Origin of the sequence: Sorangium sp. So ce302, assembly GCF_051530145.1 — a bacterium.
Lineage (GTDB): Bacteria > Myxococcota_A > Polyangia > Polyangiales > Polyangiaceae > Sorangium > Sorangium cellulosum_B.
In genome coordinates, this window is sequence record NZ_CP150326.1 from 5,445,503 (window position 1) to 5,468,452 (window position 22,950).

Below are 22,950 nucleotides of genomic sequence, written 5' to 3' on the forward strand. Positions count from 1 at the left end.
CCTCGCGCCTCAGGCGCTGGCCGGCGTGACGGGCGCCTCGAAGGCGGCCCGGAGCGCCTGCGCGCGCAGCTCGACCGCCGCCGACGCGGGCGGCGGGACCGGCGCCTCCGCCTCGGCCGACAGCGCCATCGCGAACGCGTCGATCGCGGCCTCGACGACGCCCTCGATCGGGCGCGCCGCGAGCTCGTCGGGGGCGTCGTGGACCGCCACCATGCCCATCAGGACGGCGCGCACGTGGGCCGCCGCCCGCGGCGACGGCGCGGCGCCCCCTTCTTCGGCGCCGCTCGCGCCGCGCGCGCCGCGCGCCCCCGGCTCCGCGCCGGCCCGCGCCGCCCTCGCGATCTCGGCGGAGAGCGGCCAGCTCAGCCGCGCCACGAGCCGCTCCTGCACGTAGGCGCGGACGCTCGCGTCGGTGCGCTTGCGCTCCTCGGGCAGCGCCGCGATCGGGCGCAGGTCGGACGCGAGCTCCCGGCGCGCCGGCTCGAGCGCCTTGTCGATCGCCGCGGCGAGCGCGCGCCGGTCGCGGCGCAGGTACGCCGCGCTCGCGCGGAGCCGATCCGCCTCGGCGCGCGCCCTCCGCCCGGCCTCGCGGTCCTCGGCCGCGCGCGCCGACGCCGCATGGGCCAGCTCGGCCGCGATGCGGCCCGCCTTGCGGCGGAGCGCGCGCTCGCGGAGCGCGTCGCTCGCATCGACGATCTGCTCGGCGAAGAGCGCCTCGACCTCGGCCCACCCCGACGCCGCGAGCGCCGCCTCGTCGCCGAGGCGCCCCTTCAGCGAGAGCCGCGCCGAGAACGCGATCGGCGGCGTGAGCGAGGCGATGGAGCTCGCCGCGAGGCTGTCGCGCACGTGCGCGAGCACCGTCTCCAGGGCGTCGGGCTTGAGCCGATCGGCCTTGTTCGCGAGGATCTGCACGGGCACGCCGAGCGCGCTGATCTCGGAGAGCACCCGCCGCTCCGACTCCTTCATCGCCTGGGGCGCGTCGAGCAGCCAGATGGCGACGTGGGCCTCGTCGAACGCCCTCCGCGCCTCGGCGATGTGATCGGGGTCGGGCGCGTTGAAGCCGGGCGTGTCGAGGATCTCGACGCGCTTGAGCCGCTCGATGGGCGCGTAGATGAACACCCGCGCGACCTTGTCCCCGGCCGCCGCGAGCGCGCGCAGCGTGTCCTTCAGCGCCGCGTGCGGCACGACGCGGTCCTGGCCGCCGCGCACGACGATGCGCGCGAACGGATCGGGCGCCCAGGCGACCCAGTGGAGCGTCGCGGTCGTGGGCAGGACGCCGGTCGGCGCCACGTCCTCGCCGAGCAGCGCGTTCAGGAAGGTGCTCTTGCCCGCGTTGAACTCGCCCACCACGGCCGCGCGGAGCGGCCGCTCCCGCTCCACCGCGAGGGCCTCGATCGCCGCGAGCAGGTCGAGCCGGTCGAGGAGCTTGGCCGTGCGCGCGAGCTCGCGCAGCACGTCGCCCCACGCGGCGGCGGCGCGGGCCCCGGCGGGGCCGCCCGCAGGGGGCACCCACGCCAGCGCGATCGCGCGGCGCATGTCGTCGGCCCACGCGGCGCCCTCGCCGGTCACCGCGTCGAGCGCGTCGAGCGCGCCGCTCCCCTGCCCCGCGGACGCCATCGCCGCGGCGTCGCGCAGCCGGACGAGGTCGGGGGGGAGCGGGGGCGCGGCCGCGCCGCGCTGCTCCTTGTCGTCGTCCTTGGCGTTGCCACGCGCGGCGAGCGCGGCGAGCGCGTCGAGCGCGCCGAGGTCGCGGGTCTCGACGGCCATGCGGAGCAGCGCCGCCGCGGCGGCGCGGTCGCCCGCGGAGAGCCCGCGCGCGAGCGCCTGCCGCGCGTCGTCGCGCCGCCCCTCGGCGAAGGCGAACGCGGCGGCCCAGGTCGGCTCGTCGAGCGCGCCCGCGGCGCGGACGACGCGGCGCACGCGGTCGACGACGAGCACGTCGCGGGAGGCGGCGACCAGGGCGGCGCAGAGCTCGGCCGCGCCGGGGACGTCGAGCACGAGCGCCCGCAGCCCGAGGTCGAGCGCCCGCCCCACCACGGCGGGCGGCAGGGCCGCCGCGGAGGAGCCCGCCGCGGGGAACCCCGCCGCGGCGCTCGCCTCGGCCAGCGCGAGCCGGGCGAGCACGAGGGCGGCGCGCCCCTCGATCGCGGTGGGCTCGCCGAGGATCTCCGCGGCGGCGCGCGCGCCATCGAGATCGCCGTACGCGAGCGCGCACTCGGCGCGGCGGAGGGCCACGTCGCGGTCGGGCACGGTCGTGAGCGGCGCCGGGATGCGGTCGAGCCAGCGCTGCGCGCGGGCCGGGTCGCCCGCGGCGAGGTCGAGGTCCGAGAGATCGAGCAGCGCGAGGCGCGCCGCGTCGCGCTCCTCCGGCGCCGACGTGGCCCGCTCGAGCGCGTCGCGCGCGCCGTCCCAGCCGATGCGCTGCCCCGCGCGGCCGAGGCGGAGCCACACGTCGGCGCGCCACGGGACGCGCTTCGCGAGATCCGTGAGCGAGGCGACGACCTCCTGGTCGAGCCACGCGTCCTCCGCGGCGTCGGCCCAGAGCGCCAGCCCGACCGCCGAGTCGGGCAGCACGGAGAGGATGGTGCGGGCGTGCTCGCGGGCCTCGAGGGGCATGCCCTTCGCGAGCGCGGCCTCGGCGGCGCTGCGCTCGTTCTCGAGGCCGAGGGCGAGGATCTCGACCCGCCCGAAGAACCGGTTCAGCGCCTCGACGAGCCTCGCCATGGGCGGGATGAAAGCCTTCCGGGAGGGCGGTCGTCCAGGAAGAAGCGAAGGCCGGAGCGGCGGGCGTCGCGCGGCGGGGGATCAGGCCGGGGGCCAGCCAGGACTTCGCCGGAAGGGCTACGGGGCGCGCGCGAGGTCATCGGGCAGCGGAGCCGGCCGGGTGACCGCAAGCGGCGCGCTAGCCTTCGCTGATGCTCCGCATGCGCCACCGACGGACGGACCGGCAAGGACAAAAGGTACGCCGTGCCCACACGCTTGGGGTACTTACGAGGGCGCCGCGGACCGCACCGCGGGCCGGTAGCGATCGTCATGTCGGACAACCGCATCACGGAGATTCTCGCAAAGGGGCTGCGCTCGCTCGCCGATGTGCGGCTTCAGCTCGACGGTCTCACCGTCCTCATCGGGGACAACGGCAGCGGCAAGAGCAGCCTGATCGAGGCATGCGAGCTGCTACAGCGCGCGGCCAGCGAGAGCTTCTTCGAGGATCTGAACAAGATCCACGGCGGTCTCGGGAGCCTGCTCCGCGTCGGCGCCGAGCACCTGGAGCTCGGCCTGGTCTTCGCGCCCGACGGTGACTCCTACACCAGGTACGAGTACGCCTTCGCACTCGACAGGAGCGGAGTCATCCTGCGCGAGCGCCTTGATTGGGTCCGCGGTGAAGTCGATGACAGCGACGCTGTCGTGGAGCAACGTATCGGTATCATCTCGCGCGAGGGGGGGCTCTCCAGGAGCAGCTCCTTCAGGTTTCTGATCGATGCGACAGAAACTCCACCCATCGAAAGGGCCATCGATCCCAGGCGGCTGGCGCTCTCTTCGTTCGGCGAGTTCCCACCGCATTGGCTCGTGCGTGAAGCGCTGGCCGTGCTCCGCGCGATCGACGTCCACGTCCCCTTCGACACCACGGCGCGCTGGGTGCAGCGCTCGCGCGGCCAGCCTTCGCCCTTGCGCGGCGCGGCGACGATCGAGCCGGCGGAGGCGCTCTCGCGCTTCGGGGCCAACCTCCCGAACGCATGGAGCGCGCTCAAGAACGATTTCTCCGAGGCGCACTGGCGCGAGACGATGGACTACGTCCGTCTGGGCCTCGGTCCCGACGTCGAGTCCGTCAACGTGCGCGCGGATCCAGGCGGCGGCTCGATCGCCCTGCGGATCAAGTACGCCGGCCTCGACGAGCAGATCCCCTCGTTCGCGATCTCCGACGGCACGCTCGCGTACCTCGCGTTCGTGGCCCTCCACCGGCTGAACACGAAGAAGAGCCTCATCGCCTTCGACGAGCCAGAGACGCACCTGCACCCCGAGCTGCTCCAGCGCGTGCTCGGGTTCTTCGAGGCCATGGCGAAGGAGCGGCCGGTGCTGCTCGCGACGCACTCCGACCGGCTGCTCGACGGCCTCTCCGACCCGGCCCGTTCGGTCGTCCTCTGCGAGCTCGATGAGCGCCGCGCCACGAGGCTCGTGCGGCCCGACCCCGAGGCGCTGCGAGACTGGCTCACGGACTACCGCGGGCTCGGTGACGTGCGGGGAGCCGGCCACGCGGCCTCGATCCTGACGCGGCGGGAGGGGGCGTGACCCCGCTCGCGGTGATCCTGTACGAAGATCAGCGGGGCCCGGAGAAGGAGTTCGGCCTTCACAACCGCGTCGTCGCGTGCGTGACCGATGACGCCGGGGAAGACCGCTTCGCGCTCCGGAGGAAGCTCGACGGCCGGCCGATGAAGGGCGTGCAGAACCTGCTGCGGAGCTGCCGGAAGGACATCCGCCGCTTGAGCGCGAAGGGCCAGCAGGTCTTTGTGCTCGTCGACAACGACGCCATACGCCACCAGCTCAAGCATGAGGGAATCACGGAGAGCGCCGAGGACGCGGCGGTGGTGCGTGCGATCAAGGACAGGTGCGACGCTCCGGAGCGGCTCCACGTCTTCCTGCTGAAGGAGAACACGGAGACCGTCATCAAGGCAGCCGAGCAATGCGACAAGGACCTCGCGAGATCGCTCGTGGCGCAGGCGCTCCAGAAGGACGTCAACGCCCGCGACGCGATCTTCAACAGGATCTCGTGGCAACCGGATCGCGCTGTGCGCGATTGCATCCGACAGCGCGTGGAGGCGATCCTGGAGATCGTGAAGGCGCTCACCGCGCTCGTGCGCGGAGGCGACGTCAGCGCCTGAACGGGGGCGGGCGAAGCCGGCCGGGTCTCGACCTGGACCGAGCCTTGAAAACGACGGGATCGCCAGACCGGGGCCCGGCTCAGGTCCTGGCGACGAGCGCTCGATCAGGCCTCGACCCAGACCGAGCCCGGAACGTGAGCGCTTATTGTTAGAGTGGACCTGTGCCGGCAGACATCGTTACAGGGCGCGTCGACGCGCTGATCGTCACCGCGCTGCAGGACGAGCTCGAGGCGGTCCTCGCGCTCGGCGAGGGCGGTCGAGACGGCTGGCGGGAGGCGCGGGATCCGGGCGGGTTCCCGTACTACGTCCGCGACGTCGCGAACGACCGCGGCGAGCCGCTCCGCGTCGCCGCTGCGTGGTCGGGCCGGATGGGCGGGAGCGCGGCGGCGGCGAGGGCGCAGGGGCTCATCGAGGAGCTCGATCCGGGGTGCCTCGCGATGTGCGGCATCTGCGCCGGCAAGCGCGGCGAGGTGTCGCTCGGCGACGTCATCGTCGCCGACCGGGTCTACAGCTACGACGAGGGCAAGCGCGTCGCCCACCCCGGCGGCGAGGGCGCGTTCTTCCACGACATCGAGACGTACAACCTCGAGCGCACGTGGAACATGGATGCCGCGCTCTTCGCGCGCGAGTTCGAGCGGCAGGCGGCGTTCGCGGCCGAGCGCCCGCCGTCGAAGCCGTCGCAAGCGTGGTGGCTCCGGCACGCGCTCTACGAGAGCCAGGTGGAGGGGGGACCGCCGCCCGTCTCGCGGCCGGAGCGCGCGGCGCGGTGCCCGGGCTGGACCGAGCGCATCGGCGAGCTGGAGGCGGCGGGCGTGCTCCGCATCGGCGACGGCGGCCTCGAGCTCACGGAGGCGGGCGTGGCGCAGGTCCGCCGGGATCGCCTGCTCCACCCGGACGGCCCGCCGCCGGCCCGGCCGTTCCGCGTGCACATCGGCCCGATCGCCACGGGCAAGGCGGTGCAGGAGGACGCGGGGCTGTTCGAGCGGCTGAAGCCGATCGGGCGGAAGGTGCTCGGCGTCGAGATGGAGGCCGCGGCGATCGGCTACGTCGCGGAGCGCCTCGGGCGGCGGTCGATCATCGCGAAGGCCGTCTCGGATCACGCCGATCACGACAAGGACGACAGCTTCCGCGCGTTCGCGTGCCGCGCCTCGGCGGCGTTCCTCGTCGCGTTTCTGAGGCGCTTTCTTCCGCCTGCGCGCGCCGAGCACGCCGGGCGGGGCCCGAGGCTGCGCCGCCTCCCGGCGAGCGCGCGGGGCGGCCACGCGAGTCCGCACGGCGACGACATCCTCCTGCCAGGGGAAGGGCGCAGCGACGACTTCCTCTCGCGGGTCGAGCGCGTGTGCAGGCTCCGCGAGCCCGAGGGGGTGAAGATCGAGTGGTTCAACGCGCCCCTCCCCTTCGGCGTCTACCTTCGCGTCTCGGTCAACGAGGGCGGCATCGTCCGGATCGCGCCGCTGGCGGCGCTCGAGAGCGGCATCTCGACCGAGGCGGTCTCCGCGTTCATCGAGAGCATCGACGCCTCGTACCGGCGCGAGGATCCCGGCCTCGTGTCCACGCTGGTCTACGGCGGCGAGCCCGCGCCGGAGGAGCTCGTGCGTTACGCGAGCGCGCGGCGCGTGCGCCTCGTGCGGTTCCTCGAGTACCAGGGGCTCATCGACTTCCGCGGCTACCTGGCGTGGCAGAACGCGAGCCTCGAGCGGGACCTCACGTATCCGCCGGATCTCTACGTCGACCAGCGCGTCGCGCTCACGACGGGCCAGGAGGAGGCGGTGCGCGAGCGCGCGCTCGACGCCATCGCAGAGCTGCTCGACTCGGAGCACAGCCGGTTCGTGCTGGTGCTCGGCGACTTCGGTACGGGCAAGACGTTCCTCCTGCACGAGCTCGCGCGGCGGATGGGCAAGGCGGGCGGCCCGCTGACGCCGGTGCTCATCGAGATGCGCGCGCTGGAGAAGGCGCGCGACCTGAACGCGCTCATCGCGCAGCACCTGGCGCTCGCGGGGCTCGGCAAGATCGATCTGCCCGCGTTCCGGCACATGCTGGCCGAGGGGCGGATCGTGCTCCTGTTCGACGGCTTCGACGAGCTCGCCTTCCGCGTGACGTACGACCGCGCGGTCGAGCACTTCGACACGCTGATCCAGGCGGCGCAGGGCAAGGCGGCGAAAGTGGTGGTCACGAGCCGGAGCCAGCACTTCATCTCGGAGCAGCAGGTGAGGTCGGCGCTCGCGGAGCGAGCCGCCTTGCTGCCCGGTTATCGGCTCGTGCGGCTGCAGCCGTTCACCGGGGCGCAGATCCGCAGGTTTCTGGTGAACCGGCTCGACAGCGAGGCGGCGGCTGACGAGCGCATTCAGTTGCTCGCAGAGGTGAAGGACCTGCTCGGCCTATCGGCGAACCCGCGGATGCTGGGGTTCATCGCCGAGATCGAGGCAGCGCAGCTACGGCAAGCGAAGGCGGGAGACGGCGAGATCACCTCGGCGGGGCTCTACAAGCTGCTCCTGGATCGGTGGCTCGTCTGGGAGTACGAGCGCGCGCACCCGAAGGGCGCGCAGCCTGGGCTGTCGGTGGCGCAGCGGTGGCGTGCGGTGACGGAGCTCGCGACGCGGCTGTGGCAGCGGACGGAGCAGAGCGTGAACATCCGCGAGCTGCCGGCGGAGCTCATCGCGGCATTGCAGGCGCTCGGGCGGCACGAGCTCGATCTCGGGGTGACGGTGCACCAGATCGGGTCGGGGACGCTGCTCGTGTGGGACGACCAGGAGAACTTCCGGTTCATCCATCAGTCGGTGCTCGAGTGGCTCGTGGCGCGGGAGGCGGCCGAAGAGGTGCAGCGCTCCGGGGAGTCGGCGGCGCTCGCGCAGCGGGACGTGAGCGACCTGATGGCGGATTTCTTCGGGGCGCTCGCGGGACGGAAGGCGACGGAGACGTGGGTACGGGAGGCGCTCGGCGGGGCGTGGGGGACGGTGGCGACGGCGAACGCGCTTCGGATCGACGGGCGGACGGCGCTTGGGGTGTGCGAGCAGATGAACCTCGCAGGGGCGGATCTGCGGGGGCAGGATCTGTCGGGGAAGAACTTCTGCGGGTGCGATCTGCGGGGGGCGGACCTGAGAGAGGCGAAGCTCGTGGGGGCCAACCTGAACGGGGCGCAGATGGGGGGAGCGCTGCTCGAGGGGGCGGACCTCTCCGGGGCGGCGCTCTGCGGGGCGGACCTGACCGGGGCGACGGCGGTGCGAGCGCGGATTGTGGGCGCGGATCTGACCGGGGCGAAGCTCGCCTCAACGAGGCTGCGCGGGGCGAAGCTCGTGGGGACACGGGGGGCGAAGCTCGACGGGTGCGACACGTTCGGCGCGGCGATGCCGGATGCGGCGAGGTTCGAGCCGACGTGGGTGCAAGGAAGCCGGTGCAACGCTGTAGCGATCTGCCCCGATGGGACCTTGCTCGCATCGGGTCACTCCCACGGGATTGTGCTGTGGGATATGGCGACCGGGAGCGCGCTGCGCAGGCTGAACGGCCACTCCGACTGGGTCACGAGCATCGCTTTCAGCGCTGACGGGGATACGCTCGCGTCCGGCTCGGACGATTGCACCGTCCGGCTCTGGGACGTATCGACTGGCAACGTGCTCTGCGTGCTCAAGGGGCACTCTCGTCATGTGAACAGCGTGACGTTCAGCCCTGACGGCGAGACGTTGGCTTCCGGATCTTCTGACTGTACCGTCCGGCTCTGGCAGGTGGCCACCTTCCGACAAATCGCCGTGCTCCACGGCCATCTGGATGGAGTGATGGCCGTCAAGTTCAGCCCCGACGGCGCGACGCTCGCCTCCGGCGCTCACGACACCATCATCCGGCTCTGGAAGGTCGCGACAGGCGACGTGCTTCGCGTATTGAGCGGCCACCGGGCTGGCGTGCTCAGCATCGCGTTCAGCCCCGACGGCGGCACGTTAGCCTCCGGCTCCGCGGACTACGACATTGGCCTCTGGCACGTCACGACGGGCGAGCAGCGGCACACGCTGAAGGGCCACTTGCGAAGCGTGAGGAGCGTCGCGTTCAGCCCCGACGGCGCGACGCTCGCCTCCAGCGCGGGAGACGGATCCGTGCAGCTGTGGAATCGATCAGGCGTCGCGTTGCACGCGCTCGAGGGCCACTCCGCCGCCGTGACGAGCGTCGCGTTCAGCCCCGACGGCGCGACGCTCGCCTCTGGTTCGAAGGACAGCACGGTGCGCCTGTGGCATGTGTCGACGGGTGGCGCCGTGCGCGTGCTGGAAGGACAGCCGAGCGTGTCCATGGCCATGGCGTTGAGCACCGATGGCGGGACGCTCGCGCTCGGCTCCGAAGACGTTGGCATTCATATCTGGCGGATGTCGACTTGGACTGCGGTGCCGCCGCTCGTGGATCGCGTCATCTCCTCCGCGAAGCTGGTCTTCAGCCCTGACGGCACAACGCTGGCGTTCGCACAGCGCGACCACACGGTCCGGCTCAGAAGTCTCGGCGAAGACGGCACGGCGCACGTGTTGAAGGGGCATTATCATCGCATCATGGATATCGCCTTTCGCCATGACGGGAGCATGATCGCGTCAGGCTCGCTCGACGGGACAGTGCGACTTTGGCGCACCGAGACATCGGAGCCGCTTCGCGTGATGGAAGAACACGAAGATGGAATCAGCAGCGTGGCGTTCAGCCCTGACGGCAAGACGCTGGCCTCGGGATCGTTCGATCGAACCATCCGGCTCTGGAAGGTGGACGGCGAAGGAGCAGCGCGCGTGCTGGAAGGCCATGGTCGTGTCGTGAGGAGCGTGGCGTTCAGCCCTGATGGTGCGACGCTCGCCTCGGGCTCCGACGACACGACCGTCCGCCTCTGGCCTCTCGTCGATGGCGGCGAGCAGCGCGCGCTGGGCGGCCACGCCGGCCAGGTGAAGTGCCTGACCTTCAGCCCCGACGGTGCATGGCTCGCATCAGGGTCCGACGACGGCAACGTTCTCCTCTGGCGTGTGTCCGCCGATTACATGGCGCGCGTCCTCCAGGGGCACACCGGCGAGGTCGTGAGCGTGGCCTTCATGCCGGATGGAGAGAGGCTGCTCTCCAGCTCCACCGACGGCACCATCCGCTTCTGGGACGTGCGGACTGGCGCCTGTCTCGCCGTGCTCCTCAAGCTCCCCGAGGGCTGGGTCGCCTTCCGGCCCGACGGCCGCTACAAGCTCGGCGGCGACATCGCGGGCGGCTTCTGGCACGCCGCCAGCCTCTGCCGCTTCGAGCCGGGCGAGCTCGATGCGCTGCTCCCTGGCCTGCGCATGCCGGACGACGAGCCGGTGCTCCCCTTGCGGCCTGCGCTCGGACGGGGCTGAGCGCGGGTTGTCGAGCTGCCAGCCCGAATCATTACGGCTTCTCGCCGATCGCCTCGATCACGATCCCGCCGAACCGCGCCTCGTCGGCGCGGCACCTCACGCCCCGGATGACGCACGCGTGGCTGTCCCGAGGTTCGCCGGTATCCGCGTAGCGCGCCCCGAAGCCGCCGCCAAATGACGTGTTGAAGAACTCGAGATGCCGCCCGGCCTCGTCCGTGGCCTCATGCTTGCAGAGCCCGCACACCGCGCGCGGGTGGCGCGGCCACAGCTCCAAGGGATCGCCGCAGATCGGGCAGCCGTGCGTCCCATCCGGCATCCCGCTCCCGTCGGCGGTCACGAGGCGCGCGCCGCGCTCGCCCGCGGCGGACCGGTACGGGCCGCTGATCCCCGCGATGCTGGCGCGGTCCTCGCTCGCGACCGCGAACAGGCCGGCGCCGGCGAGGGTGAGCGCTTCGATCGCCGCCGCGAAGCCGGGCCGGTCGCCGATGTCCTCCCCGCGATCCTCGTGCCAGGACGCGATGTCGACGCCTTCCCGGCTGGCCCAGGCTTCGATTGCCTCGCGCTGCGCTGCAGCGGAGGCGCACGCGGCGTCCGTGGAGATGCGGACGTAGGCGACGGCGAGCCCGGGGCTGCCGCGCTTGAACCGGCGAGCTGTCATCCGGGATGAGAGAATCCTGGACGGCGATGGTTGTCCAGCGTCCAGCCGGCCGTGGTCGCGGATAGCTCGCCCCCGATCGGCGCGCGGCAGTGGCAGAGATTCGCCGCGCTGGCAGCACGGATTGTTGGCCCCGATCTGGACAGGCCTGTAGACGGCGCACGATGGGCTCGACCCGGACGGCCTGGCACGTGCTGCTCGTCGCATTGCTCAACCAACGGGGCTCGCGCCGGTTCGAGGTGCGCAGCGAGGTGCCGCTCTCGAACGAGCCGCTCCGCGCCGATTACCTGTTGCTGCGCCGGAGCGCGGGGCCGAGCGAGCCCGCGGGCACGCTGAAGAAGCTCTGGGACCTCTTGCCCAGGGACACCATCGTCGAGTTCAAGAGCATCGGCCGGCCTTACCGAAGGCGCAACCTCGACCGGCTGTGCAGCTACCTGCACCTGTACTGCGCCGACGAGCCGGAACGGATCGAGCGGCGGAGCGACCTGTGCGGCGTGCTGCTCGTCCCGTCGCGCACCAGGTCGCTCGACGCGGATGTGGCCGAGCTCGGCATGGAATGGGGCGACCTCGGCGGCGGCTACTGGCGGGTCGAGGGCGGGGCATTCGCGCTGCTCATCGTCGAGATCGACGCAGCGGCGGAGGCAGAGGACGACGATCTGCTACGCTTGTTCGGGCACGGCGAGGCCCGGACCGTCGAGGCCCGAAGGTGGCTCTCGCAGCAGCTTGGAGCCGAGGAGATCGCCATGGAAATTCATGAATTGGAGGGCTTCGACGAGGTTGTCCGCAAGCTCCTGGCCACCCTCCCTCCCGAGCGGGTGCTGTCGGCGTACGCCCCGGAGCAGCGCATGGCCGGGCTGCCGCCCGAGCAGCGCATGGCCGGGCTGCCGCCCGAGCAGCGCGTGGCGGGGCTGCCGCCCGAGCAGGTGTTGCTGGCGTTGCCGGACGAAGTGCTCCACGCCCTGTCCGACTCCTACCTCGACACGCTCTCGGCGGAGACGCGCGCCGCCATCCGCGCGCGCATCGGACGGTAGGGCGGCAGCTCGGCTGACCGCGCGCGCAGGCGCACACTGGGAGAGTCTCGGCTCTCGCGCGGTGAGCCCTCGCCGGGCATTCGCTGCGTCCGGGTAGACTCCGGACCGATGCTCCTCCCGCCGAGAACGACAGGCCTCGCCGCGCCCGTGGGCACCCTGCGCCCGTGGCCCTCCGTGCTGGCGACGTGGGGCCCTGGAGAGCGGAGCACGCTGCACGCCCACCATTGCTGGCACCTCGTGCTGGCGCTCGACGGGGAGCTCCAGATCCAGACGGCCGACAGGGGCGCGTTCCAGCCGGGAGGCGCCGTCCTCACGGCCCCGGACACCGCGCACGCGATCGACGCGTCGGGCGTCCGTGTGCTCATCGTGTTCATCGAGCCGGAGAGCGACGTTGGCGATGGGCTCGCCCAGGCGCTCGGGGCGTCGCCCATCGAGGTCATGGGCAGCGAGATGGCGGATCGGCTGCGGTCGCGCATCGCCGAGCGCGGAAAGGCCGGGCTCTCGGCGGCGCTGCCCGGCGTGTTCGAGGCGCTGGGGATCGCGGTCCCGGCGTCCTCGCCGAGGCCGAGGCACCCCGGGGTCCAGCGGGTGCTGCGCCATCTGCGGGCGAGCGGCGGAGACGCGGACACGTCGCTCGAAGCCCTGGCCGGCATCGCGCGGCTCTCGCCGGGGCGGTTCATGCACACCTTCACGGAGAGCGTCGGCGTGCCGCTGCGCCCGTACCTCCTGTGGCTCAAGCTGGAGCGCGCCGGGGCGGCGATCGCCGGCGGCGCGGCGCTCTCGGAGGCCGCCAGCGCGGCCGGCTTCGCGGACGCGGCGCACATGACCCGGACCTTCCGACGGATGTTCGGGGTGAGCCCATCCGATCTGAGACGCCGTAGCCAGCTCGTTCAAGACGGGTGAGGAGCGGGTCGCCACCTTGAGGGCATGGCACCTCTCCTCGTTCTCTCGATCTCGTTCGCGCTGTTCGTTGTCCTCGGGCGCCTCGGCGTCAGGCACCTCGGGAGCTGGGTGACGTGCTTGCGGTACGCCCTCGCGGCGATGTTCCTGCTGACCGGATCGGCCCACTTCGGGAGCCGGCGCGCCGAGCTGGTGGCGATGGTGCCGCCGGCGCTGCCCTACCCCGAGCTCCTCGTGGCCGCGACGGGGGTCCTGGAGATCGCAGGCGCGGCGGCGCTCCTGGTTCCGCGGCTCGCGCCGTGGGCGGCTGCGGGGCTGACGGTGCTGCTCGTGGCGATGTTCCCTGCGAACGTGTATGCGGCGCGCGCGGGGCTCAGCCTGGGCGGCAGCCCGGTGACGCCGCTCGGGCCGCGAACGGTGATGCAGATCGTGTTCGTCGGCGCGACGATCGCCGTGGCGACCAGTAGCCGTGGCGGGGAGCGGACGAACCGGAACCGGACGAACTAGCGCTCAGTCGAGCGCTTTGCCCCACGTCCCTGCTCCATCTTCGGCCAGCGGCAACCACGCGGCGGCACAAGGAGGTCGTCTGTTAGACTGCCGCCGTGGCGAGAGACCTCATCGACTTCGGCATCGAGCGCAGCCGCCACGAGCGCTTCTTCGGTCGAGAGGACGTGCTCGCAGCCATCGATCGCCACCTCGACGGCGCGGCGACGTCAGGCCGCTGGGTGCTCGTCACGGGCGGGCCTGGCATGGGCAAGAGCGCGATCCTCTCCCGATGGCTCGACGTGCAGGAGCAGCGCGGCCACAGGGCGCCGCACCACTTCCTCCGGCGCGACGTCATGGACTGGGATCGCCCCGAGGCGGTCGCGCGCTCCCTCTCAGCGCAGATCGAGGCGCTCTACCCGGCGCAGAAGGACACCGAAGCGCGGCCGGAGAGCCGGTTGCTCGAGCTCCTGGCGAAGGTCTCCAAGCACGAGCTCGCCCCCCGCGGAGAGCGCTTGGTGCTCGTCGTGGATGGCCTCGACGAGGCGCGGAGCGACGGCGCCGGGCAGAACCCGCTGCCGAGCTTCCTGCCGTACGCGCTGCCGCCGCGCGTGCATGCGCTCTGCGCCTCGCGCCCGCAGTACCCGCACCTCGGGTGGCTGGAGAGCCGCGGGAACGTGCGGCGCATCGACCTCGACGCGCCCGCGTGGGCGGGCTCGAACGAGCAGGCCTGCCGCGCTTTCTGGGGCGATCAGGCGCCTCGCTTCATGCCGAAGCTCGACCCGAGGCTCGTCGAGGAGGCGGTCATACGGGCGGAGGGGAACCTGCTCTATGCGGTGAAGCTCAGGGAATGGCTCGAAGAGCAGCCGGTCGAGCAGCGGCGCGTGGAGCGCCTGCCGCGCGGGTTGAGCGGGTTTCTGGAGCAGATCTGGCAGCAGCTCCGGAGCCTGCCGCGCGAGCAGTTCGGGCTGGTCGCTAGCGGGCTGGGGCTGGTCTGCGCGGCGCGCGAGGCGCTGCCGCTTGAGGAGGTCGAGGCGGCGGCGGGGTGGAAGGACGTGGAGACCGGGGAGGACTTCCTTCGCGCCGCGCGGACGCTGCTCCTGGAAGAGCCGGCGTCGTGGCGCGGCGCGCGGGCGTACCGGCCGTACCACGAGGCGTTTCGCGCCTTCGTCGCGGAGAAGCTCGGGCCGAAGCGCATGGCCGAACTGCACCGGCGGCTGCTGGAGACGACGGCGCGGTGGCCGACGGGAACGAGGGAGAGCGATTTCCGGAAGCGGTATGCTGCGCGCCATGCGCTCGCACACGCGCTCGCGGCGGGCGAGCGGGAGAAGATGCGGGGCCTGTGTCGGGATCTCGGGCTGCTGGAGGCGCTCTGTCGCGAGGATGGGCCTTCGGCGCTCGAGGATGCGCTGCGCCTGAGCGCGAAGGAGCTCGGAGATGGCGAGATCGACCTGCTCTATCGGGCGGTGCGGGCCGAGTCGCACTGGCTCCGCGAAGCACAGGAGGCGCTGCCGGAGCTGGTCTACAACCGGCTGCGCTCGGCCGGGTGGGAGGCGGAACAAATTGCGCGGACAGTGCAGTTCCCGCGTAGCCTGCCGAAGATCCGGCTGCGGCATCCGGTACGGATGTGGACTGGAGAGGAGCGCACACTGCACGGCCACTCCGGTCGGGTCAATGCCTGCGCGATCAGCCCCGACGGCCAGCGCATCGTCTCCGCCTCCGACGACAGGACGCTCAAGGTATGGGACCTCGGGACCGGGAAGCTCCTCTCCACCCTCGAAGGCCATGTTTGGTCGGTCAATGCATGCGCGATCAGCCCAGATGGCCAGCGTATCGTCTCGGCCTCCAACGACAAAACGCTCAAGGTATGGGACCTCGGGACCGGGAAGCTCCTCTCCACCCTCGAAGGCCATTCCGATTCTGTCAAATCGTGCGTGATCAGCCCAGATGGCCAGCGCATCGCCTCCGCGTCCAACGACAAAACACTCAAGGCATGGGACCTCGCGACCGGGCAGAGCCTCTCCACCCTCGTAGGCCACGCCTATGTGGTCAAGTCCTGCGCGATCAGCCCAGATGGCCAGCGCATCGTCTCAGCCTCCAACGACAAAACACTCAAGGTGTGGGACCTCGCGACCGGGCAGAGCCTCTACACCCTCGAAGGCCATTCCGATTCTGTCAATGTCTGCGCGATCAGCCCGGATGGCCAGCACATCGTCTCGGCCTCCTACGACAAGACGCTCAAGGTATGGGGCCTCGCGACCGGGCAGCTCCTCTCCACCCTCGAAGGCCACTCCCATTGGATCAATGCCTGCGCGATCAGTCCGGATGGCCAGCGCATCGTCTCGGCCGCCGACGACAGCACGCTCAAGGTATGGGACCTCGCGACCGGGCAGCTCCGCTCCACCCTCGAAGGCCACTCCAATTCTGTCAATGCCTGCGCATTCAGCCCCGATGGCCAGCGCATCGTCTCGGCCTCACGGGACAGGACGCTCAAGGTCTGGGACGTTGCAACCGGACAGCTCCTCTTGACCCTCGAAGGCCACTCCAAATCGGTCAATGCCTGTGTCATCAGCCCCGATGGCCAGCACATCGTCTCGGCTTCCTACGATAGGACGCTCAAGGTGTGGGGGCAGCACCTCTCCACCCTCGAAGGTCACTCCGATGGGGTCAATGCCTGCGCATTCAGCCCCGATGGCCAGCGCATCGTCTCGGCCTCCAGTGATAGGACGCTCAGGGTGTGGTACCTCGCGACCGGGCAGCTGCTCGCCACCCTCGAAGGCCACTCCGATGGGGTCAATGTATGCGCGCTCAGCCCCGATGGCCAGCGTATCGTGTCGGCCTCCAACGACAGGACACTCAAAATATGGAAAGCTTCTACAGGGGAATGCCTGGAGACAGTGCGCGGATCCTGCTCATTCGTCAGCATGGCTGTTTCGCATGAGCTTCTCTGTGCGGGAGACGCAAACGGCAACCTCTGGCATCTCTATTTCACAACTCCGGCACCAGCTGACCCCGTGAAGAAGGCCATCCGCCTCTTCTTCAGCTATTCCCACGAGGACGAGCCTCTTCGCGACGAGCTGGAGAACCACCTCGCCCTTCTCAAACGCGAGGGTCTCCTCGAGAGCTGGCATGATCGCCGCATCATCGGCGGCGAGGCGTGGGTTGGCCAGATCGACGAGCACCTCGACGAGGCCGACGTGATCCTTCTCCTCGTCAGCGCGAACTTCCTCGACTCGGATTACTGCTTCAACAACGAGATGAAGCGCGCCCTCGCACGCCACGATGCCGGGAAGGCCAGCGTCATCCCGGTCATCCTTCGGCCGACCGACTGGCAAAGCGCGTCATTTGCCAGATTCCAGGTGCTACCCAGGGATGCCAGACCGGTCACCAGCTGGCCGGATCGCCATGAAGCCTGGACCGACGTGGCGAGGGGCATCCGGCGCGCGGTTGAAGCGCTCCGAGGGAAATCCGGGTAGCTCCCAAGGCCAGGTCCCCGGGTGCACCCCTGGCCTTGTCGCGACATGCTGCGTGCCCTGCCGACCAGCCCCCGGCCATGTCTCGACATCCTCGCCTGCCCTGCCGACCAGTCCCCCGCCCATATCGCGATATGCCCGCCTGCCCTGCCGACCAGCCGCCGGGCCATCTCCGACATGCCGACCTGCCCCGCCGACCAGCCGCCGGGCCATCTCCGACATACTGACCTGCCCCGCCGACCAGGCCCCAGGCCATATCCGACATCCTCGCCTGCCCTGCCGACCAGCCCCCGGCCATGTCTCGTCACCGCCCTCGCTCCCCCTCACCGATACGGCCCGCCCCGCCCCTCCCCCCGCATCTGCCGCGCGAGCGCCAGCATGGGCCGCAACACCTCCCGCGCCGCCGCCGGATCCGCGAGCGGCGCCCCGATCACCACCGCGATCGCGCCAGGCGCCACCGCGACCCCCTCCTCCGCATCCGCAACCCCACCGAGGCGCGCCGCCTGCTCCAGGATCGCCGCTGCGATCCCCTGCTCCGCCGTGTTCCTCGGCCGGGCCGCGCCCTCGATCGACGGATCCAGCCGCAACGAGACCCGCGTCCTCGCCGGAACGGCCCCCTTGAACAGCGTTTCCAGCTCGAACCGCGCCCCTTCGAGCGTCCCCGAGAGCCGCATCGAACCGACCCGGAGCGCCCCGTCGCTCTCCTCGGCGAAGCGGTGCCACGCGGGCAGCCACGCCGCCATCGCCGCCGGCGGCGGCAGCGCCGCGCCGGCCTCCGCGAGCGCCTGCGCGAGCGCGTTGACCTGCGCCAGGAACGCGTCGAGCGCGTGCTCGTCCGACGCCTCCGCGGCGCTCCACACCCACGCCTCCCTGTCGTCCACGTCGGCCCGATGGAAAGCACGCAGCGCACGCCGGAGCGCAGGCCCGAGCACGGCCAGCACCTGCGCCTCCTCCCGTCCCGCCGCCCGGAAGCGCCGATCGAATCCCTCGTCCCCCGTCTCCAGCCCATCGAGCTCCAGCACGCGCCGCCACTGCACGTCGAGGCGCAACCCCCAGGGCTCCGCGAACCGCACCGTCGCGCCCAGGCCGGCCCTCAACCCCTTCACGGCAGAGGCCACCTCGACGGTGCACCCCGCGCGCACGCCGCGGAGCCGCAGCCCCCGTTCCAGCGAGAGCCCCACCCGCCGCCCCGCGCGCGCCCAGACCGCGCGCCAGCGATCCGCGCCGATCCGGGGCCGCTTTCCATCGCGCCCGGTCCGCGGCTCGAACAGGCCAACGATCACCGGCACGCGGTGCCGCACCAGCTCCCCGCCCGCCAGGTGCTCGATCGTCACCTCCAGCGCGTACTCCAGGGCAACCTCGCGGAGGCGGAAGGACGGCGCGAGATCGCCCGGCAGAGAGATGCGGAAAGGCACCTCCGTTCCCTCGGCGATCCCTGTGACATCCTGGAAGAACACGTTCGGGCAGCTCTCGTACGAACCGCTGCGCGCGTTCACCTGCTCCACCCCATTGCCGACCAGCGCGACGCGGAGCCCAAAGGGATAGCGCCCCGGGAGACCCCCGAAGGCGACGGCCCCGGTCACGATCGCGCCCGGGGTGAGGGTCCGGCCCGGCAGCGACACCTCGACGAAGGCGCCGCGCCCCCGGTGGCTCGCGTCGATGAACGGCTCGTCCTCCGGCCGCCGAGCGGACCTGGGCCGGACGAGGACCTCCTGGCTCTCCCGCGCGTCGAGCCACCACGGAATGGAGACGTGCGCGCGGACCTCGCACCGGCACGCCTGGAAGGCGCCGGCGAACGTCGGCGGGAGATCACCAGGCAGCGCGAACGAGACCCGGTAGCGGTGAATCCCCTCGCCGAGCCGCCCCTCCCCGGCCACCTCCTCGCTGAGGAGGAGCAGATCGCGAACCTCGAAGGTCCCCTCGACCGGAACCAGCCGCTCGTGCGTGTGCCGCAGGGCCACGCGCACGAAGTTGATGGGCGTCTTCGCGGCGCTCTCGAGCGAGAGCCCGACGTCGAACGTCTCGCCCGGATGAACGACCCTGGGGAGGCGCAGCGTGATGAAAGGGCGGCTCCTCATCGCCGCCTCCCAGTGTAAACGACCTGGCCGACCGCCCTCCGACGGGGCGTAGCACCGCCCGCTCGCTCGCGGTCAGGAGGTCGCGCCGCCCGCTCGCTCGCGGTAGGATCGACCGGAGAACTACGGCGCAGGCCACCCCGGCGGCGCAGCGGCGAGCGCGCGGACCGCGCAGCGCGCCTCGCCTGGAGCGACGAGCGCGCTCGGCTACTCCGCCGCCTCGCCCAGCCACGCCCGCGCGAGCTCGAGCGTGCGCGCGTTGTCCACGGCCCGCTCCAGGAAGTGCGCCCGGAACGCGCCGTCGCTGATCTTCTCGGCGCGCGCGAGCAGGCGATCGCGCGCCTCGGCGATCGCCTGCGCGGCGTCGGCGCCACGCCCGCAGACCGACAGCGCCTCGGCGTAGACCAGGCGCACCACCGACTCGCCCTCCTCTACGCCCACCTCCTCGAGCAGCGCGCGCGCACGCTCGGCGGCGGCGAGCGCGTCGCCAGGGCTGCCGAGGTGGAGCAGCGCGCGCCCGAGCACCGCGACGGCGTAGGCGCGCATCGGCGGGGCCCGCTCGAGGATCGCGTCCGCGGCCCGCGCCTCGCGCGCCGCCGCCTCGGGATCGCCCGCGAGGAGCAGGATGCTCGCGAGGTAGACGCGCGCGCAGCCCTCCATCCGCACGTCGCCGTGGCGCTCCAGCATCGCGCACGCGGTCTCCTCGACCGACCTCGCCTCGTCGAGCCGGCCGCGGTAGGAGAGCACCAGGCCGAGGTTCTGGAGGACGTACGCCGTGGTGCCGCGCAGCTCCATGCGCTCCGACTCGGCGAGCGCCTGGCGCAGCGCCGCCTCGGCCTCCTCGAGCTGACCCACCTGGCCGTACGAGTAGCCGAGGTTCATGCGCGCCATGCACGCCCGCCGCACGTCGCCGGCCTGCTCGAACGCCGCGAGCGCCGCCGCGATGCCCGCGAGGCTCGCGCCGGGGTCGCCGCCCGCGTGCGCGCGGATCGCGCGCGCCTCGTGGAGGTTCGCCACGGCCTCGAGATCCGGCGCCGGGGCGCCCTCGATCGCGCGCTCCGCGCCCTCGAGCAGCGCGTCGGCCAGCGCATAGCGGCCGCCGAAGATCAGCATGAGCGCGGCGGAGCTCAGGCAGGCGCTCTTGGCGGAGCTCCCGTCCTCGAGGGGCGCAGGCGTGTCGCGCGCGACGGCGGCCCAGCGCTCGACGCGCTCGAGGCCGCCCGTGGCGCCCGCGGCGATGATGATCCGGGTCAGCGCGGCGAACCAGGCGGCGGATCCCTCCGCGAGGTGCTCCGCGGAGGCCGCGGCGCGCTCCTCGGCGAGCGCGAGATCGCCGCGCCAGAAGTGCGCCTGGCTCTCGAGCAGGCGGAGCTCACCCACGGTGACGGGCGCCGGATCACACGCGACGCCGCGCGCCGCGCGCGCCAGCACCGCGCCGAGGTCGTTGCCCCGCAGCGCCTGCCGCGCCGCCGCGAGGTACGCCGTGGCCGCGCGCGCGGGCTCGCCGCCGCGCTCGAAGTGCTCGGCGAGCGCCATGGGATCGGCCTCGCCGCGCTGCGCGAGGAAGCCGCCCGCGAGCGCGTGGCCGAGCCGCCGATCGCCCTCGGTCAGCATGCCGTAGGCGGCCTCGCGGATGAGCGCGTGGCGGAACCGGAGCGCGGCGTCGCCGGCCGCGCTCCGCGGACCGATCCGCACGATCGCCTCGTGCCGCACGAGCTCGTCGACCTCGCGCGCGACCTCCGACCGGCCCACGAGCGCGGCGACCCCCGCCTCGGAGAACGCCTCGCCGAAGACGCTCGCGGCGCGCAGCACGCGGCGCGCCTCCGGGTCGAGCGCGTCGAGCCCGGCCTGCACCATCGCGAGCACCGTCTCCGGCGGCGCCGCGGTCCGGCCGCGGGCGGCGGCGCGGATCTGCTCCTCCAGGTAGAACACGTTGCCGTCGGCGCGCTCGACGAGCGTCCTCACGAGCTCCGCGCTCGCCCGGGCGCCGAGCGCCTCCCGCACGAGCTGCTCTCCGCCCGACGGCGCGAGCGGAGAGAGGCGGACCTCCCGGACGAGGTGAGGCCCCCAGAGCCCCGGGAAGAGCTCGTGCACGCCGGGCCGCGCCAGCGCGAGCACCGCGAACCGCCTGCCCTTCAGGTTGCGCAGCGCGGCCTCGACCAGCGTCACGGTCGGCAGGTCGCCCCAGTGCAGGTCGTCGAGGACGAGGAGCACCGGCTGCGCGGCGCACTCGGCGTCGAGGAAATCCTCCCACGCGAGGCGCAGCTGGTCGCTCATCAGGAGCGGGTGCCGCCGCGCCGCCCTGAGCTGCACGTCGTCGTCGTCCGGGAACGGCGCGCCCGCGAGCTCGCCGAGGAACGGCGCGACGCGCGCGGCCGCCGCGGCGCCGCAGCGGCGCTCGACGCGCGCGCGGATCTTGCGCCGCTTCGACTCGATCGGCTCGCCGTCGCGCAGGCCGAGCCCGCGGCGGAGCGCGCGCTGGAGCAGGCCGAAGGCGGAGCCGGCGCTCATCGGGTCCGCCTGGCCGAGCCACACCGCGAGGGGCTCGCTGCGCGACCGGAGCGCGCGGACGAGCTCGTAGCAGAGGCGCGATTTGCCCGACCCCACCGCGCCCGTCACCAGCACCGCGCCCGGGGCCGCCCCGCGGAAGCAGGCGTCGATCTCGGCCTCGATCAGCCCGAGCTCGCGCTCACGCCCGACGTAGGGCGCCGGCCGGCCGAGGAGCGAGGGCTGCGTCTCGGGCTCCTCGCGCGCGCCGTGGAGCCAGCACCCCGACGCGTCCCGGGTGGCGTCGAACCGCGCGCCGAGCAGGCCCGCGGTCGTGTCGTCGATGCGGATCGCCGCCGGATGGAGGGGCTCGCGGCTGCCCTGCACGAGCTGCACGAGGCGATCGATCACCGCGCCGACCGGCAGCCGCGCGGCGACCTCGGCCCGGCCGATGACGAGCGAGAGGCGGGCGCCGCCGAGCAGCTCCCTGAGCGAGAGGGCGCAGCGGGCCGCCTGCGCCGCGAGGTCGGTGGGCGCGGCCGATCCCGAGAGCGTCACGAGCAGCCACCGCGCCTCCAGGAGCTCGATCCGGCCGCGGTGGCGCTCGACGATCTCGCGGATCGCCCGCGCCCTCGCCTCGTCCTCGACGTCGGAGAGCGTCGCCTCCGCGTCGGCCTGGCCCTCCCGGGCGAGGAGGAGGCACATGACCTTCCGTTCGCTGGTCGTGATCTCGCGGCCGCGCTGCGCCGGCGGGTGGGACGACGGGGGCTGAAGCGACGGCGGGCCCGCGTCGAGGCGTGAATCCAGCGCCTCCGAGGCGAGCGCCGCCGCGACGACGCCCGCGTCGCGCGGCCGGGACTCCCGCGCCTTCGACAGCATCCGCGCGACGAGCCGATCGAGCCAGGCCGGGACGTCGTCGCGGAGCTCCCTGAGCCGCGGCGGCTCCTCGAGGAGGACCTTCATGAGGACCGAGAGCGGGTCGCTGCCGCCGAACGCGGCGCGCCCGGTGAGGCACTCGAAGAGCACGCTGCCGAGCGCGAACACGTCGGCGCGCGCGTCGATCTGCGGCTCGCCGCGGGCCTGCTCCGGGGCCATGTACTGGGGCGTGCCGCGGATGTCGCCGAGCGTCGGGAACTCCTCCTCATCATCCCCGGAGAAGCGCGCGACGCCGAAGTCGATGAGCCGGACGCGCTGGAGGTCGCCGCCCTCGAGGATGAGGTTGCCCGGCTTCACGTCGCAGTGCACGAACCCCAGCTGGTGGACGGCGGCGAGCGTCTCGGCGATGCGCGCGGCGAGCGTGAGGCCCTCGGCGAGCGTGAGCGGGCCGCGATCGAGCCGCTCCGAGAGGGTCTCGCCATCGAGCCACTCCATCGCGAGGTAGAGCCGGCCCCCGCCCGTCGCTCCGTGCGCGACGTAACGGGCGACGCCGGGGATCGCGAGCGTCGCGAGGGCGAGGTGCTCGCGCGCGAGGGCGCTCAGCGACGCGGTCGCGGCTGTCTGGAGGAGCTTGAGCGCGACGAGCTCGCCGGACCGGAGGTCGCGCGCGCGGTACACGCGCGCCGTCGCGCCCGAGGCGGCGTGCTCCTCGATCTCGAACCGGTCGTCGACGACCTCTCCTGCCTGCATCGAGCTGACGCGC

At 72.5% G+C, this 22,950-nt stretch carries 11 protein-coding genes; 7 read left to right on the forward strand and 4 right to left on the reverse strand.

Annotated features, from left to right (window positions below; all coding sequences use genetic code 11):
- Nucleotides 1–9 precede the first annotated feature (9 nt).
- On the reverse strand, nt 10–2,724 hold the full coding sequence (locus WME73_RS20605; protein WP_437916832.1) for a dynamin family protein: 2,715 nt from the start codon (nt 2,722–2,724) through the stop codon (nt 10–12).
- Nucleotides 2,725–3,033: 309 nt separating this feature from the next.
- Between WME73_RS20605 and WME73_RS20610 the strand changes: the two genes are divergently transcribed.
- From WME73_RS20610 to WME73_RS20620, 3 genes are all read left to right on the forward strand, one after another.
- Nucleotides 3,034–4,287 carry an AAA family ATPase gene (locus WME73_RS20610; RefSeq protein ID WP_437916833.1) on the forward strand — a complete coding sequence of 418 codons (1,254 nt, stop codon included), beginning with the start codon at nt 3,034–3,036 and terminating at the stop codon, nt 4,285–4,287.
- Nucleotides 4,284–4,877 carry a hypothetical protein gene (locus WME73_RS20615; protein WP_437916834.1) on the forward strand — a complete coding sequence of 198 codons (594 nt, stop codon included), beginning with the start codon at nt 4,284–4,286 and terminating at the stop codon, nt 4,875–4,877. Before WME73_RS20610 ends, WME73_RS20615 begins: the two co-directional genes overlap by 4 nt.
- Nucleotides 4,878–5,038: 161 nt before the next feature.
- Nucleotides 5,039–10,207, forward strand: coding sequence for a pentapeptide repeat-containing protein (locus WME73_RS20620; RefSeq protein WP_437916835.1), 5,169 nt, complete (start codon nt 5,039–5,041; stop codon nt 10,205–10,207).
- Nucleotides 10,208–10,238: 31 nt separating this feature from the next.
- Here WME73_RS20620 and WME73_RS20625 read toward each other — a convergent pair whose 3' ends face one another.
- Entirely contained in the window at nt 10,239–10,865 is a 627-nt protein-coding gene (locus WME73_RS20625; protein WP_437916836.1) for a recombinase family protein, read from the reverse strand.
- Nucleotides 10,866–11,026: 161 nt separating this feature from the next.
- Between WME73_RS20625 and WME73_RS20630 the strand changes: the two genes are divergently transcribed.
- The 4 genes from WME73_RS20630 to WME73_RS20645 all read left to right on the forward strand — a co-directional run bounded on the left by WME73_RS20630 (nt 11,027) and on the right by WME73_RS20645 (nt 16,752).
- Complete coding sequence (locus WME73_RS20630) at nt 11,027–11,893, forward strand: hypothetical protein (RefSeq protein WP_437916837.1); 867 nt, start codon at nt 11,027–11,029, stop codon at nt 11,891–11,893.
- A 108-nt stretch (nt 11,894–12,001) separates the two neighbouring features.
- Nucleotides 12,002–12,796: a helix-turn-helix domain-containing protein gene (locus WME73_RS20635; RefSeq protein WP_437916838.1), complete on the forward strand. Its 795-nt coding sequence runs from the start codon at nt 12,002–12,004 to the stop codon at nt 12,794–12,796.
- Between the two features lie 24 nt (nt 12,797–12,820).
- Entirely contained in the window at nt 12,821–13,300 is a 480-nt protein-coding gene (locus WME73_RS20640) for a DoxX family protein (protein ID WP_437747127.1), read from the forward strand.
- A 95-nt stretch (nt 13,301–13,395) separates the two neighbouring features.
- On the forward strand, nt 13,396–16,752 hold the full coding sequence (locus WME73_RS20645) for a TIR domain-containing protein (RefSeq protein ID WP_437916839.1): 3,357 nt from the start codon (nt 13,396–13,398) through the stop codon (nt 16,750–16,752).
- Between the two features lie 320 nt (nt 16,753–17,072).
- Here the strand turns inward: WME73_RS20645 and WME73_RS20650 are convergent, their stop codons facing one another.
- Together WME73_RS20650 and WME73_RS20655 are read right to left on the reverse strand one after the other, a co-directional pair.
- Complete coding sequence (locus WME73_RS20650; RefSeq protein ID WP_437916840.1) at nt 17,073–18,827, reverse strand: hypothetical protein; 1,755 nt, start codon at nt 18,825–18,827, stop codon at nt 17,073–17,075.
- A 204-nt stretch (nt 18,828–19,031) separates the two neighbouring features.
- A complete protein-coding gene (locus tag WME73_RS20655) occupies nt 19,032–22,937 on the reverse strand; it encodes a serine/threonine-protein kinase (protein WP_437916841.1) in 3,906 nt (1,301 codons plus the stop codon).
- Nucleotides 22,938–22,950 lie beyond the last annotated feature (13 nt).